This is a genomic window from Streptomyces echinoruber (assembly GCF_014651135.1).
Classification (GTDB): domain Bacteria; phylum Actinomycetota; class Actinomycetes; order Streptomycetales; family Streptomycetaceae; genus Streptomyces; species Streptomyces echinoruber.
Genome location: NZ_BMWH01000018.1, coordinates 99044 through 113283, shown reverse-complemented (window position 1 = coordinate 113283; position 14240 = coordinate 99044). Strand labels below are relative to the sequence as shown.

Sequence of the window (14240 nt, the reverse complement as noted above, 5' to 3'; positions counted from 1 at the left end):
CACGGCCCCTGTTTCCGCGGGCTCTGTCCCCTCAGCCCCGGTCCCCGCGGGCCCTGTCCCCTCAGCCCCGGTCCCCGCGGCCCCGTTTCCATGGCCCCTGCACCCAACTGCCGGACACAGCTTCCCACTCGGTCCCGGCGCGAGGGGAGGGTGGAGCCCGGACAGGCCGATGGGTGGAGCCGACCCCGAGAACTCCTCCACCCGTCGGTGGAAGCCCCCTAGGGGTTCCTCCGTACTGCGGACCGGGGTGGGTTCGTCCCGCCGGAGGACGAGAAGACCCATGGCCGGTCCTTAACCTGGCTTTACGCCGCTGGGGGGCGGCCGGCCGAACCGGCGGGGGTGGGGTTTTCCCCCGGTGAAGACGGGGCCGCGCACCAGCGCGCCCGACCGGCCTTGCCCGCCAGACTCGTGGACACGGGCCGGGCGGAGCACACCGGCGACAGTCCTGCCGACCCACCTTCACTTGCTGACCGACAGAGGAGACATGACGTGACATCGGCTGTGACCATTCCCAGGCACGGGGGCACTGGAGCGCGTACGGCCGTTGCCGCGCGGGCGCGGCAGGTCGTGAAGGCGTACGGCGCCGGGGAGACCCGGGTCGTCGCCCTCGACCATGTCGACGTGGACATCCTCCGCGGCCAGTTCACCGCGATCATGGGTCCCTCGGGGTCCGGCAAGTCCACGCTGATGCACTGCCTCGCCGGTCTCGACACCGTCACCAGCGGGCAGATCTTCCTCGACGACACCGAGATCACCAAGCTGAAGGACAAGAAGCTCACCCAACTGCGCCGGGACCGGGTCGGGTTCATCTTCCAGGCGTTCAACCTGCTGCCGACGCTGAACGCGATCGAGAACATCACGCTGCCGATGGACATCGCCGGCCGCAAGCCGGACCGCGAGTGGCTGGAACGGGTCGTCGACACCGTGGGCCTGGCCGGGCGGCTCAAGCACCGGCCCAGCCAGCTCTCCGGCGGCCAGCAGCAGCGCGTGGCCGTGGCGCGGGCCCTGGCCGCCCGGCCGGAGATCATCTTCGGTGACGAGCCCACCGGCAACCTCGACTCCCGCGCGGGCGCCGAGGTCCTCGGCTTCCTGCGCCGTTCGGTCGACGAGCTCGGCCAGACCATCGTGATGGTCACCCACGACCCGGTGGCCGCCTCGTACGCGGACCGTGTGCTCTACCTCGCCGACGGCCGGATCGTCGACGAGATGCACGCGCCGACGGCCGAGCAGGTCCTGGACCGGATGAAGGACTTCGACGCGCGGGGGCGTACGGCATGACCGTCCTGAAGACCTCACTGCGCAACGTCCTCGCGCACAAGGGCCGCATGGTCCTGTCCGCGATCGCGGTGCTGCTGTCGGTGGCGTTCGTGTGCGGCACGCTCGTCTTCACCGACACCATGAACACGACGTTCGACAAGCTGTTCCAGGCCACCTCCTCGGACGTCACCGTCAGCGCCAAGGGCGCCTCCGACAGCGGCGAGACCACCTCCGGCACCGGCAAGCCGCCGGTGATGCCGGCCTCCGTGCTGAACCGGGTGCGGCACGCGGACGGCGTGAAGTCGGCCGAGGGCACGGTGTTCTCCACCTCCGTGACCGTCGTCGACGCCGACCGGCACAACCTGTCGCCGTCCAGCGGCGCGCCCACCATCGTCGGAAGCTGGAACGGCAACGACGCCCGCACCATGAAGATCACCTCCGGCAGGGCGCCCAAGGGCCCCGACCAGGTGATGGTCGACGCCGACACCGCCGCCAAGCACCACCTGCGGCTCGGCGACCGGATCGGCGTGATCAGCGCGGTCGGCACGCACACCGCGAAGATCTCCGGCATCGCCTCCTTCACCGTCACCAACCCCGGCGCCGCGGTCTTCTACCTGGACACGGAAACCGCCCAGCGGACCCTGGTCGGGCAGCGCGGCGTCTACACCAACGTCAACGTCACGGCCGCCACCGGGGTCAGCGACGCGCAGTTGAAGAAGAACGTGGTCGCCGAGATCGGCCGCGGCTACAAGGTGCAGACGGCCAAGGAGACCGCCGACGCCAACCAGAAGGACGTCAAGAGCTTCATGAACGTCATGAAGTACGGGATGCTCGGCTTCGCCGGGATCGCCTTCCTCGTCGGCATCTTCCTGATCATCAACACGTTCTCCATGCTGGTCGCCCAGCGCACCCGGGAGATCGGCCTGCTGCGGGCCATCGGCTCCACCCGCCGCCAGGTCAACCGCTCGGTGCTGGCCGAGGCGCTGCTGCTGGGCGCCTTCGGCTCCGTCCTGGGTGTCGGCGCGGGCGTCGGTATCGCCGTCGGCCTGATGAAGCTCATGGGCAAGATGGGCATGCACCTGTCCACCGACGACCTGACGATCGCCTGGACCACCCCGGTGGCCGGCGTTCTCCTCGGCGTCGTCGTCACCGTGCTCGCCGCCTACCTGCCCGCCCGCCGCGCCGGCCGGGTCTCCCCGATGGCCGCCCTGCGCGACGCCCACGCCCCGGCCGACGCCCGCGCCGGCCGCGTGCGCGCCCTGCTCGGACTGCTGCTGACCGGTGCCGGCGGCTGCACCCTGTACGTCGCGGCGTCCGCCAACAAGGCCGCTGCTGGCTCCCTCTGGCTCGGCCTGGGCGTCGTCCTCACCCTGATCGGCTTCGTCATGGTCGGCCCGCTGCTGGCGGGCGGCGTGGTCCGCGTCCTCGGCGCGCTGCTGCTGCGCGTCTTCGGACCCGTCGGCCGCATGGCCGAGCGCAACGCCCTGCGCAACCCGCGCCGCACCGGCGCCACCGGCGCCGCCCTGATGATCGGCCTGGCGCTGGTCGCGTGCCTGTCGGTGGTCGGCTCCTCCATGGTGGCGTCGGCCGGCGACCAGCTCGACAAGACCGTCGGCACCGACTTCATCGTCCAGAACGACGGCGGCCAGCCGATCGTCCCGCAGGCCGTCAAGGCCGTGAAGGCCACGCCCGGCCTGCAGCGGGTGACCGAGTACAAGGTGCTCGACGCCACCCTCACCACCCCCGACGGGCGCACCACCCGGAACGAGACGATCAACGCCGCCGACCCGACGTACGCCCAGGACCTGCGCACCAAGACCGTCGCCGGCACCCTGGCGGACGCCTACCGGCCCGGCTCGATGTCCGTCTTCGAGGGCTTCGCCAAGAAGCACGGCATCAAGGTCGGCTCCACCGTGGCGGTCGACTTCCGGGACGGCGGCACGGCCGAACTGACCGTCCGCGCCATCACCAGCGACGACACCGCGATCGACAAGGGCGCGATGTACGCGTCGATCGCGACCGCCGCCCGGTACGTGCCCGCCGACCGCATGCCCCTGGACCAGCTACTGTTCGCCACCGCCCGGGACGGTCAGGAGAAGACCGCCTACAAGGCGCTGAAGTCGGCGCTGCGCGACTACCCGCAGTACACCGTGCGCGACCAGACCGACTACAAGAAGGCCCTGAAGGACCAGATCGGCCAGCTGCTGAACATGATCTACGGCCTCCTGGCCCTGGCGATCATCGTGGCGATCCTGGGCGTGGTGAACACCCTGGCCCTGTCGGTGGTCGAACGCACCCGCGAGATCGGCCTGATGCGCGCCATCGGCCTCTCCCGCCGTCAGCTGCGCCGCATGATCCGCCTGGAGTCGGTCGTCATCGCCCTCTTCGGCGCCCTGCTGGGCCTGGGGCTGGGCATGGGCTGGGGCGCCACGGCCCAGAAGCTCCTGGCCCTGGAGGGCCTCAACATCCTCGACATCCCCTGGTCCACGATCATCACGGTCTTCGTCGGCGCCGCCTTCGTCGGCCTGGCGGCCGCCCTGATCCCGGCGTTCCGCGCCGGCCGGATGAACGTGCTGAACGCGATCGCGACCGAGTAGCCCGAGTAGCCCGAGTAGCCCGAGTAGCTCGAGTAGCCCGAGTAGCTCGAGCAGCCCGAGCAGGGCCTCCTGCTGAGCCCCCTTGGGGACCTTGAGGACCTTGGGGACCTTGGGCACACAGACCCCCGCGGGAACGGGGAGGGACCGGGGCCGGTGGACATCCACCGGCCCCGGTTCGTGTGTCACGGCCGCCATGGGGTGCCGTCGGCGTCACGGGTGCCGTGGTTGCCGCCGGCGTCACGAGTGCCGCGGTTGCCGTCGGCGGCACGGGTGCCGCGGTTGTCCACAATCCGGCCGTTGTCCACAGCCCCGGCGGCCCTCACCCCGCCCGTCGTACGCTGGATACCCCCCGGCGCCCCACGCGTCGGGCCCTTCGTGTTGCCCACCTGCCCGACTGCCCACCCGGACGGAAAAAGCCCTCCATGAGCCTGCACGGTCTGCTCGACGCCGTCGTCAAGGATGCCGCCCTCGCGGAAGCGATCGAGGCGGCGCGGCACGGCAACCGCCCGCACCTCGACCTGGTCGGCCCGCCGGCGGCCCGCGCCTTCGCGGTGGCGGCGCTGGCGCGCGACGCCGGGCGGCCGGTGCTGGCGGTGACGGCCACCGGCCGCGAGGCCGAGGACCTCGCGGCGGCGCTGCGCTCGCTGCTGCCGCCCGAGGGCGTCGTGGAGTACCCGTCCTGGGAGACCCTGCCGCACGAGCGGCTCAGCCCCCGCAGCGACACCGTCGGCCGCCGTCTCGCCGTGCTGCGGCGACTGGCCCACCCCGACCCCGGCGACCCCGCGACCGGCCCGGTCTCCGTCGTCGTGGCCCCCGTCCGCTCGGTGCTGCAGCCGCAGGTCAAGGGCCTGGGCGACCTGGAGCCGGTCGCGCTGCGCACCGGGGACACCGTCGCGCTGGACGATGTCGTCCAGGCGCTCGCCGCGGCCGCCTACGCGCGCGTGGAACTCGTGGAGAAGCGCGGCGAGTTCGCCGTGCGCGGCGGCATCCTCGACGTGTTCCCGCCCACCGAGGAACACCCGCTGCGCATCGAGTTCTGGGGCGACGACGTCGAGGAGATCCGCTACTTCAAGGTCGCCGACCAGCGGTCGCTGGAGGTCGCCGAGCACGGCCTGTGGGCGCCGCCCTGCCGGGAGCTGCTGCTCACCGACGACGTGCGGGCCCGCGCACGCGCCCTGGCCGAGGAGCACCCGGAGCTGGGCGAACTGCTCGGAAAGATCGCCGAGGGGATCGCGGTGGAGGGCATGGAGTCCCTCGCGCCCGTCCTCGTCGACGACATGGAGCTGCTGCTGGACGTGCTGCCCAAGGGCGCCATGGCGGTGGTGTGCGACCCGGAGCGGGTGCGGACGCGCGCCGCCGACCTGGTCGCCACCAGCCAGGAGTTCCTGCAGGCGTCCTGGGCCGCGACCGCCGGCGGGGGCGAGGCGCCCATCGACGTGGGCGCGGCCTCCCTGCGGTCGCTGGCCGACGTCCGCGAGCACGCGCGCGAGCTGGGCATGATGTGGTGGTCGGTGTCGCCGTTCGCCGCCGCGGAGGAGGCCGGCGAGGACGCCGACACCCTCCCGCTGGGCATGCACGCGCCCGAGCGGTACCGCGGCGACACCGCCAAGGCGCTCGCCGACACCAAGGGCTGGCTCGCCGACGGCTGGCGCACGGTGTTCGTCACCGAGGGCCACGGCCCGGCCGCCCGCACGGTGGAGGTGCTCGGCGGCGAGGGCATCGCGGCCCGCCTGGACGCCGGCCTCGCCACCCTCACCCCGTCCGTGGTGCACGTCGCGTGCGGCTCCCTCGAGCACGGCTTCGTCGACCCCGCGCTGAAGCTGGCGGTGCTCACGGAGACCGACCTGTCCGGGCAGCGGACGGCCGGCCGCGACGGCGCCCGCATGCCCGCCCGCCGCCGCAAGACCATCGACCCGCTCACCCTGGAGCCGGGCGATTACATCGTCCACGAGCAGCACGGCGTCGGCCGCTACATCGAGATGGTGCAGCGCACCGTGCAGGGCGCCACCCGCGAGTACCTGGTCGTGGAGTACGCGCCCGCCAAGCGCGGCCAGCCCGGCGACCGCCTCTACATCCCCACCGACCAGCTCGAGCAGATCACCAAGTACGTCGGCGGCGAGCAGCCCACGCTGCACCGGCTGGGCGGCGCCGACTGGACGAAGACCAAGGCGCGCGCGAAGAAGGCCGTCAAGGAGATCGCCGCCGACCTCATCAAGCTGTACTCCGCCCGCATGGCGGCGCCCGGGCACGCCTTCTCGCCCGACACGCCCTGGCAGCGCGAGCTGGAGGACGCCTTCCCCTACGCCGAGACCCCCGACCAGCTCACCACCATCGCCGAGGTCAAGCAGGACATGGAGAAGTCGGTCCCGATGGACCGGCTGATCTGCGGCGACGTCGGCTACGGCAAGACGGAGATCGCGGTCCGCGCCGCCTTCAAGGCCGTCCAGGACGGCAAGCAGGTCGCGGTCCTGGTCCCGACGACCCTGCTGGTGCAGCAGCACTTCGGCACCTTCAGCGAGCGGTACGCGCAGTTCCCGGTGACCGTCAAGGCGCTCTCCCGCTTCCAGACCGACGCCGAGGCCAAGGCCGTCCTGGACGGCCTGCGGGACGGCTCGGTGGACGTCGTCATCGGCACCCACCGGCTGTTCTCCTCCGAGGTGAAGTTCAAGGACCTCGGCCTGGTCATCGTCGACGAGGAGCAGCGCTTCGGCGTCGAGCACAAGGAGCAGCTCAAGAAGCTGCGCGCCAACGTCGACGTGCTGACCATGTCCGCCACGCCCATCCCGCGCACCCTGGAGATGGCGGTCACCGGCATCCGCGAGATGTCGACGATCACCACCCCGCCGGAGGAGCGGCACCCGGTGCTGACCTTCGTCGGGCCCTACGACGAGAAGCAGATCGGCGCCGCCATCCGCCGCGAGCTGCTGCGCGAGGGCCAGGTCTTCTACATCCACAACCGGGTCGAGTCCATCGACCGCGCGGCGGCCCGGCTGCGCGAGATCGTGCCGGAGGCGCGCATCGCCACCGCGCACGGCCAGATGTCGGAGTCGGTGCTGGAGCAGGTCGTCGTCGACTTCTGGGAGAAGAAGTTCGACGTGCTGGTCTCCACCACGATCGTCGAGTCCGGCATCGACATCGCCAACGCCAACACCCTCATCGTGGAGCGCGCCGACACCTTCGGCCTCTCCCAGCTCCACCAGTTGCGCGGCCGGGTCGGCCGCGGCCGCGAGCGGGGCTACGCCTACTTCCTCTACCCGCCGGAGAAGCCCCTGACGGAGACCGCCCACGAGCGCCTGGCCACCATCGCCCAGCACACCGAGATGGGCGCCGGCATGTACGTGGCGATGAAGGACCTGGAGATCCGCGGCGCGGGCAACCTGCTGGGCGGCGAGCAGTCCGGGCACATCGCGGGCGTCGGCTTCGACCTGTACGTCCGTATGGTCGGCGAGGCCGTCGCCGACTACCGGCGCCAGCTGGAGACCGGCGAGGTCAAGGAGGAGCCGCTCGAGGTCAAGATCGAGCTGCCGGTCGACGCGCACGTCCCGCACGACTACGCGCCCGGCGAGCGGCTGCGCCTGCAGGCCTACCGCGCCATCGCCTCCGCCACCAGCGAGGAGGACATCAAGGCCGTCCGCGAGGAACTCACCGACCGCTACGGCAAGATGCCCGAACCGGTGGAGAACCTCCTGCTCGTCGCCGGCCTGCGCCTGCTCGCCCGCGCCTGCGGCGTCGGCGAGATCGTCCTGCAGGGCACCAGCATCCGCTTCGCCCCCGTCGACCTGCGCGAGTCCCAGGAGCTGCGCGTCAAGCGCCTCTACCCCGGCACGGTCGTCAAACCCGCCCTCCACCAGGTCCTCGTCCCCCGCCCCAAGACCGCCAAGATCGGCGGCAAGCCCCTGGTCGGCCGGGAACTGCTGGCCTGGGTCGGCGAGTTCCTGACGTCGGTACTGGGCTCGTAGGCCCGGGCGGGCCGGCCGGGCGCGGTGCCGCGCCGGTCACTCCGGTGACCGGCCCCGCCTCGCCTGCTCCGTCCGTTCCGCCTGCTCCGCGGGGCGGGCCGTCTGCCGCGCCCGCGTCCCGGCGGCCCGGTCCAGCGCGGCCGCCAGCTTGTCCCGTACGGCGGTCTGCGCGGCGATGCGGGCGTCGATCGCGGCGAGGCGGGCCCGGGCGACCTCCAGGGCCCGGCCGGAGGCGGGCGCGGCGGTGACGTCACCGTCGAGGCACGGCAGGAAGACACGGACGTCGTCGAGGGTGAGGCCGGCGTCCAGCAGGGCGCGGATGTTGCGGACCCGGACGACGGCCCCGGCATCGTAGGTCCGATAGCCGTTGGCGGCCCGCCCGGAGGTGATCAGGCCCGCCTGCTCGTAGTGGCGCAGCGCGCGCGGAGTGGTCCCGGCCGCGGCCGCCAGCTCGCCGATCCGCATGATCACCTCCCGGCGGGCATTGTCAGGCGACGACCGCGCCCCCGTCCACCGGCAGGACCACACCGGTGACGAACGACGCCTCGGGCGCGGTGAGCTGCACGATCGCCCAGGCCACCTCCCGCGGAGTGCCGAGGCGCCCGAGGGGGGTGTGGGCCAGCTGCCACGCCCGCAGCCTCCCCACCTGCTCCGGCGTCAGCCCGTTGTGCTCACCGATGGGCGTGTCCACCGCGCCGGGCGCGACGGCCACGACCCGCACCCCGCGCGGCGCGAGCTCCACCGCCCAGCTGCGGGTGAGCACTTCGAGCGCGGCCTTGGTGGCGGCGTAGAGGGAGTTGCCCGGCCAGGCCCGCCGGTCGACGGACGTGGTGACGTTGACGACGACGCCCCGGTTCTCGACGAGCGCCGGGAGGGCGGCCTGGGTGAGCAGCAAGGGAGCGATCAGGTTGGTGGCGAGCAGGGGGCCGACGGCCGCGCGGGTGTAGGCGCCGAGCGAGCCGCGGCCCGTGATCGCCGCGTTGTTGACCAGGACGTCCAGGCGGCCGTGCGCGTCGAGCACGGTGCGCACGATCCGCTCGGGCGCGCCGTCCGCGGTGACGTCCGCGCACAGCGGCGTGATCCCCGGGTGCTCCTCGGCGGTTCGGGCCAGCGGCTCGGCCCGCCGGCCCACGGCCACCACCCGGTCCCCTCGCGCGGCGAACGCGCGGGCGGCGGCCCGGCCGATCCCGGTCCCGGCGCCGGTGACGAGGACGGTGCGGGAGGCGCCGGAGTGTGCGGCATGTGCGGTACGCGCGGTACTCGCGGAGTCCGCACTGCTCGTGGTGTTCGCGGTGTCCATGCGGGGATCGTCGAACCCTGACGCCGGCGTCAGGGTCAAGCGCGGCGGCGGGCGCGCCCGTGCGAGGCCGCCCGCGGGAGCCGGGTCTCCGCGGGCGGCCTCGGCTTGCGGGGCACCTCCGTGCGGCCGGGCGGGGCGGGCAGGGCGGCGGATCGGGAGGCTACGGCCGGGCGAGGGTCACGGCCGGGCAAGCGCTACGGCCGGACAAGTGCTACGGCTGGTCGCGGGGCGGCTGGTCGGGGCGCTCGCGGTCCATGCCGAGCGTGCCCTCGGCGCGCCGCCGGGCGTCGTCGACCCGGTCCTCGTACGTGCCGCCGGTCCTGTCGTCGCCCCGCTTCTCCGCTTTGCCGGACATGCCCTTGGCCCGGTGCTTCGCCTGGTTCTTGAAACGGTCGAAGATGCCCATGCGGAGCTCCTTCCGGAGGTGACTTCCACCACGACCATACGACCGAATGGGCGGTTATGCCTGTTTAGTCGCGAACAATGCGCACCGCCGCCCGGATAGCGGGGCCGGACATCCGGGTACGCGCCCAACATGCCGTCCGGCAGTCGGCGACCGACAATCGACAACGGACGATCGGCAACGGGCGACGGGCAACGGACGACCGAACAACGGATAACCGGCGGCCGGGCGACCGGACAACGGACAACCGACGACCGGCGGCCGGGCGATCGGGCGACCGGCGGAAGGAGGGGCGCAGAGTGGGACATCTGAGGGGCGGGGCGGCCGTCGCCGCCGGGGTGGTGTGCGCCGTGCCGCGCGGCACGACCGCCGGATTCCCGTGGCTCGTGCGGGAGGTGACGCGCCGTGCGCACTGAGCGGGACACGAGGCGCGGCGGCAGGAGCCGGCGCGCCCTCCTGGCGTCCGCCACGCTGCTGGCCACCGGACTCGCGCTCACCGGCTGCGAGAACCTCGCCCCGCCCTCGGACGGCGGGCCCTCCGACTCCGCCGCCGCGACCGCCGGCGGCGGCCGGGCCGTGAACCCGCTGGACAATCCGGACGGAACGAAGCCGGGGCTGGCGGCGGTCACCTCTCCCGCGGACAGGGCGAGGGCGCGGTCGCTGATCGAGAAGGTGGCGACGAAGGGCCGCGGCCCGAAGACGGGATACGACCGGGACAAGTTCGGCTACGCCTGGATGGACTCGGTACCGGGCGGCGTCCCCTTCGCCCACAACGGGTGCGACACGCGAAACGACCTCCTCAAGCGCGACGGCGAGCAGGTCCGCTTCCGGACGGGCTCGAACTGCGTCGTCATCTCCATGACGCTGCGCGATCCGTACACCGGGAAGACGATCAGCTGGCGCAAGTCCCGCGCGACGGCGGTCCAGATCGACCACGTCATGCCGCTGTCGTACGACTGGCAGATGGGCGCCTCGCGCTGGCCGAAGGGGAAGCGGGAGGACATCGCCAACGACCCGCTCAACCTGATCCCGGTGGACGGACCGGCCAACGGCGCGAAGGGCGACTCCGGCCCGGCGACCTGGCTGCCCCCGAACAAACGGATCCGCTGCGCCTACTCGGTGCGCTTCGCCCAGGTGTCGCTGAAGTACGACCTTCCCGTGACGGCCGCCGACAAGCGGATGATGCTGAAGCAGTGCGGCGGTTGAGACGCCCCGGACCTCTCACCGCATGCCGCGAAGACGCCGCAGCTCGTCGATCTTCAGGACACGGGCGAGAGCGAGATAACCGAGAGCCATCGTGACCGTCCCCACCGCGAACGCGCTCGCGGTGGACCAGGTGCCCGCGCCCGCGGCCGCCGCCGCGGCACGCGCGGCCGCCCAGCCGAGCGCCGCGGCGGGACCGGCGGCGCACAGCAGTTTCGTGTAGGTCCGGCGCAGCCCTCCGTCGTCGAGGCGGCCGCCCACCTTCCTGCGCAGCAACCGTGCCGTCAGGGCGAGCCCGGCCAGGTACGACAGGCCGTAGGCGCCCGCCATGCCGGTGACCGCCCAGCGGGCGGGCAGCAGCAGGTGGCAGGCGGTGGCCAGCGCGATGTTCACCGTGGCGATCCAGACGGCCATGAAGAACGGGGTGCGGGTGTCCTCGAAGGCGTAGAAGCCGCGCAGGAGCAGGTACTGGGCGGAGAAGGGGACGAGCCCGAGCCCGAAGGCCTGGAGCATGTGCCCGAGTGGTCGGGCCGACGCGGCGTCGGCCGCCCCGTGGGCGAACAGCAGTGTGGAGATCCACGGGCCCAGCGCGAGGAAGAAGAACGCCGCGGGGACGATGACGACGCCGCTGACGCGCAGGGCACGCGAGAGGTCCGCGCGCAGGTCCGGGACGCGGCCCTCGGCGGCGGCCCTGCTCATGCGGGGCAGCAGCGCGGTCACCAGGGAGACGGTGACGACGGACTGGGGCAGCATCCAGATGGTCTGGGCGTAGGTGTAGGCGGAGTAGCCCGCCCCGGCCTGCGGGAGTTCCTGGTCGACGGCGTTGGCGTAGTTGGTGATCACGGCCAGCGCGACCTGGTTGGCCAGGACGAACAGCAGGGTCCACTTCGCGGCGTGGATGCTCGAACCCAGCCCCGTGCCGCGCCAGTCGAACCGCGGGCGGAAGCGGAACCCGGCCGCCCTCGCGAAGGGGACGAGGGCGAGGGCCTGCACGGCGATGCCGGCCGTGGTGCCGATGCCCAGCAGCCGGACCTGGGCCGCGGTGATGTCCTCCACCCGGTCGGGAACGGTCATCAGCCCCAGGTAGGCGCCGAACATGCCGATCAGCACGACGTTGTTGAGGACCGGGGTCCACATCATCGCGCCGAACCTCTCCCGGGCGTTGAGCACCTGGCCGTAGATGCCGAACAGGCCGTAGAAGAAGATCTGCGGCAGCAGGAACCGGGCGAAGACCACGGTCAGCTCGAACGCGCCGTGGCTGTCGGGCGTGTCACGCATGTACAGGCCCACGATCTGCGGCGCTCCCCACACGGCCAGAGCGGTCCCGACGCCGAGCACGGACACGACGAGGGTCACCAGCCGCTGCTCGTGGGCCCGCCCGCCGTCGGGCTGCGTCGCCCGGGCCCGCACCAACTGGGGCACCAGGACGGCGTTGAGCGCCCCGCCGATCAGCAGCGTGTACAGACTCGTCGGCACGGTGTTCGCCGTGTTGTAGGTGCTGGCCAGCAGGCCGGTGCCCAGTGCCGCGGCCTGCAGCACCTGGCGGATCAGGCCGGTCGCCCGGGACACCACCGTGCCCAGCGCCATCAGCAGGGACGAGCGGGCCGGCCCTCCCCTCGCCGTCGTCCGCCGATCGGTAGGCCGCTTCTCAGCACCTTGAGCACCTTGCTCCGACGACGCGGTCCTTGCCGCGGTCTCCGCCCCCTCTGTCATGCCCTCAACCTATGGCATCAAGAGCAGCAGGCTTCGGCCGGACGGAGCCCGGTCGGGACGGAAGCGCACCGCGCTTACGGAACACGTCTTCTGGCGGATCGTCAGCGCGCGTAGGGCCCGTAGGGACCGTACGAGTGCTGTCCCTGGGGCGGGCCGTACGGCATCGGTGTCGCGGCGACCGGTGCCGACGGCAGCCGGCGGTCGAAGACGGCGAAGAGCAGCAGGCCGGCCGCCGTCAGCAGGGTCGCGATGACGACGAGGCCGAAGAGGGCGTCGAGATCGTCGTCGGACGGCAGGACCGTCCACCACAGCATCACGCACTCGTACAGGGCGAACGCCGCGAAGGCGCCCCAGTCCGAGGCCCGCCGGCGGCGGATCGCCACGTACAGGAAGGGCAGCCACACCAGCAGCCCCAGCGACCCGACGGCGACCACCGCCCAGACGATCCGCTGCAACCAGCCGCCCTCCAGGCGCCGCTGCGTCTCCACGCCGTGCGTGTTCATCGCCCACCCCCCAGGTGCTCGCACCCCGCGAGGGGTGGTTCTCGTGCAGGGCGCAAGGCTAAAGCCAGTCAGGCTCGGTGCGGAAGGCGGGGGGTGCCTGCGCGCGCTGCGAGTTTTTACCGTGGCTTGAGTGTCTTTTGTGGTGCTGGAGGTCCGGCGTTTCCCGAACACGGAAGCGAGGCCGGTTACGGTGCGAGCCGTTTGAGGGGGTTCACTTCTTCTTCCCGCGGACGCACGCCGGCCGACCGCCGCCGTGCGCCGCGTCCGGCACGCACGCACGAACAGGGCAGGGGTGGGGATGGCCGAGCACCGGCAGTCCAGGAAGCGCAGATACCTCACGTGGGCCGTGGCAGGGGCCGCCGTCGCCGCCGGCGCCGGGATCGCCGCGCAGACCTCGATGGCCGCCACGACCTGGCCCGCGCAGAAGACGTTCACCGGCCGCGCCTTCGACACCTGCACCGCCCCCTCCCTCGGCGCCATGAAGGCCTGGCACACCGGCTTCTACGGTGCCGCCGCCGTCTACGTCGGCGGAAAGAACCGCGGCTGCTCCCAGCCCAACCTCACCGCCTCCTGGGTGAAGTCCGTCAGCTCGATCGGCTGGAAGCTCATCCCGATCTACGTCGGCGCCCAGCCGCCCTGCCAGAGCAGCTCCAACCCCGAGAAGCTCACCGCCGCCACCGCCGCCTCCCTCGGCAGGACCGACGCCGACGACGCCGTGGCCAAGGCCTCCGGGCTCGGCATGAAGGCCGGCAGCCCGATCTACCTCGACATGGAGCCGTACGACATCACGAACAAGGCGTGCAACGACGCCGTGCTGACGTACGTGCGCGCCTTCGACAAGGAACTGCGCGCCAAGACCTACCGCACCGGTTTCTACGGCTTCAGCAGCTCCAGCGCCAAGGCAGTCGCCACCGCCTCCGACCGCACCGACCTGCCGGGCAACCTCTGGTACGCGCTGTGGGACAAGCAGAACACCACGACCACCGACTGGCCGTGGAGCAGCACCCTGTACACCAACCACAGCCGCGCCCACCAGTACCTGGTCAACAGCAAGGAGAGCCGCGGCGGCTACACCCTCACCGTCGACCGCGACGCGTGGGACGCGCCGGTCGCGATCACCGGCTGAGCCCGCGCCGGGCCCGCGCCGGGCCCGTGGCTCGACCCGTGGTCCGGTCCGCGGCCGGGCCGCGGCGGGTGGCGACGCGCGCGGCGGTGCCGGAAGTCCTGATGAATCGTTGGTCCAATGGGTTGGCCCCGGCTGCCCCACTGCCTACCATCGATCACCGCAAGACTTTGTGCACCGTC

At 72.4% G+C, this 14240-nt stretch carries 11 protein-coding genes; 5 read left to right on the top strand and 6 right to left on the bottom strand.

Annotation, left to right across the window (positions count from 1 at the left end; genetic code table 11):
• The first annotated feature begins 489 nt into the window (after window positions 1–489).
• Window positions 490–1278, top strand: coding sequence for an ABC transporter ATP-binding protein (locus tag IE225_RS20750; protein ID WP_190059083.1), 789 nt, complete (start codon window positions 490–492; stop codon window positions 1276–1278).
• Window positions 1275–3854 carry an ABC transporter permease gene (locus tag IE225_RS20745; RefSeq protein ID WP_190059082.1) on the top strand — a complete coding sequence of 860 codons (2580 nt, stop codon included), beginning with the start codon at window positions 1275–1277 and terminating at the stop codon, window positions 3852–3854. The genes IE225_RS20750 and IE225_RS20745 overlap by 4 nt, the downstream gene beginning before the upstream one ends.
• A 182-nt stretch (window positions 3855–4036) precedes the next feature.
• Here IE225_RS20745 and IE225_RS20740 read toward each other — a convergent pair whose 3' ends face one another.
• Window positions 4037–4177 (bottom strand): hypothetical protein, encoded by a 141-nt coding sequence (locus IE225_RS20740; protein WP_190059081.1) that lies wholly within the window; start codon window positions 4175–4177, stop codon window positions 4037–4039.
• 99 nt (window positions 4178–4276) lie between these two features.
• Between IE225_RS20740 and mfd the strand changes: the two genes are divergently transcribed.
• On the top strand, window positions 4277–7813 hold the full coding sequence (gene mfd, locus IE225_RS20735; RefSeq protein ID WP_190059080.1) for a transcription-repair coupling factor: 3537 nt from the start codon (window positions 4277–4279) through the stop codon (window positions 7811–7813).
• 36 nt (window positions 7814–7849) lie between these two features.
• On the opposite strand, the gene IE225_RS20730 is transcribed toward mfd, so the two are convergent.
• From IE225_RS20730 to IE225_RS20720, 3 genes are all read right to left on the bottom strand, one after another.
• Window positions 7850–8278 carry a MerR family transcriptional regulator gene (locus tag IE225_RS20730; protein ID WP_190059079.1) on the bottom strand — a complete coding sequence of 143 codons (429 nt, stop codon included), beginning with the start codon at window positions 8276–8278 and terminating at the stop codon, window positions 7850–7852.
• 22 nt (window positions 8279–8300) lie between these two features.
• Window positions 8301–9113 carry an SDR family NAD(P)-dependent oxidoreductase gene (locus tag IE225_RS20725; RefSeq protein ID WP_190059078.1) on the bottom strand — a complete coding sequence of 271 codons (813 nt, stop codon included), beginning with the start codon at window positions 9111–9113 and terminating at the stop codon, window positions 8301–8303.
• A gap of 211 nt (window positions 9114–9324) precedes the next feature.
• On the bottom strand, window positions 9325–9519 hold the full coding sequence (locus IE225_RS20720; RefSeq protein WP_190059077.1) for an antitoxin: 195 nt from the start codon (window positions 9517–9519) through the stop codon (window positions 9325–9327).
• A gap of 468 nt (window positions 9520–9987) precedes the next feature.
• Here IE225_RS20720 and IE225_RS20715 point away from each other — a divergent pair, with 468 nt between their 5' ends.
• Window positions 9988–10722, top strand: coding sequence for an HNH endonuclease family protein (locus IE225_RS20715; RefSeq protein ID WP_190059122.1), 735 nt, complete (start codon window positions 9988–9990; stop codon window positions 10720–10722).
• Window positions 10723–10737: 15 nt separating this feature from the next.
• On the opposite strand, the gene murJ is transcribed toward IE225_RS20715, so the two are convergent.
• Both murJ and IE225_RS20705 read right to left on the bottom strand, forming a co-directional pair.
• On the bottom strand, window positions 10738–12432 hold the full coding sequence (gene murJ, locus IE225_RS20710; RefSeq protein WP_190059076.1) for a murein biosynthesis integral membrane protein MurJ: 1695 nt from the start codon (window positions 12430–12432) through the stop codon (window positions 10738–10740).
• Between the two features lie 101 nt (window positions 12433–12533).
• Window positions 12534–12935 (bottom strand): hypothetical protein, encoded by a 402-nt coding sequence (locus IE225_RS20705; protein ID WP_190059075.1) that lies wholly within the window; start codon window positions 12933–12935, stop codon window positions 12534–12536.
• A 298-nt stretch (window positions 12936–13233) separates the two neighbouring features.
• On the opposite strand from IE225_RS20705, the gene IE225_RS20700 reads away from it, so the two are divergent.
• Window positions 13234–14061: a glycoside hydrolase domain-containing protein gene (locus IE225_RS20700; protein ID WP_190059074.1), complete on the top strand. Its 828-nt coding sequence runs from the start codon at window positions 13234–13236 to the stop codon at window positions 14059–14061.
• Window positions 14062–14240 lie beyond the last annotated feature (179 nt).

What these genes read in the sequence shown, in the direction of transcription:
- murJ (WP_190059076.1), bottom strand. Translation starts at nt 12,432, where the DNA reads ATGACAGAGGGGGCGGAGACCGCGGCAAGGACCGCGTCGTCGGAGCAA.
- IE225_RS20700 (WP_190059074.1), top strand. Translation starts at nt 13,234, where the DNA reads ATGGCCGAGCACCGGCAGTCCAGGAAGCGCAGATACCTCACGTGGGCC.
- mfd (WP_190059080.1), top strand. Translation starts at nt 4,277, where the DNA reads ATGAGCCTGCACGGTCTGCTCGACGCCGTCGTCAAGGATGCCGCCCTC.
- IE225_RS20705 (WP_190059075.1), bottom strand. Translation starts at nt 12,935, where the DNA reads ATGAACACGCACGGCGTGGAGACGCAGCGGCGCCTGGAGGGCGGCTGG.
- IE225_RS20725 (WP_190059078.1), bottom strand. Translation starts at nt 9,113, where the DNA reads ATGGACACCGCGAACACCACGAGCAGTGCGGACTCCGCGAGTACCGCG.
- IE225_RS20730 (WP_190059079.1), bottom strand. Translation starts at nt 8,278, where the DNA reads ATGCGGATCGGCGAGCTGGCGGCCGCGGCCGGGACCACTCCGCGCGCG.
- IE225_RS20720 (WP_190059077.1), bottom strand. Translation starts at nt 9,519, where the DNA reads ATGGGCATCTTCGACCGTTTCAAGAACCAGGCGAAGCACCGGGCCAAG.
- IE225_RS20745 (WP_190059082.1), top strand. Translation starts at nt 1,275, where the DNA reads ATGACCGTCCTGAAGACCTCACTGCGCAACGTCCTCGCGCACAAGGGC.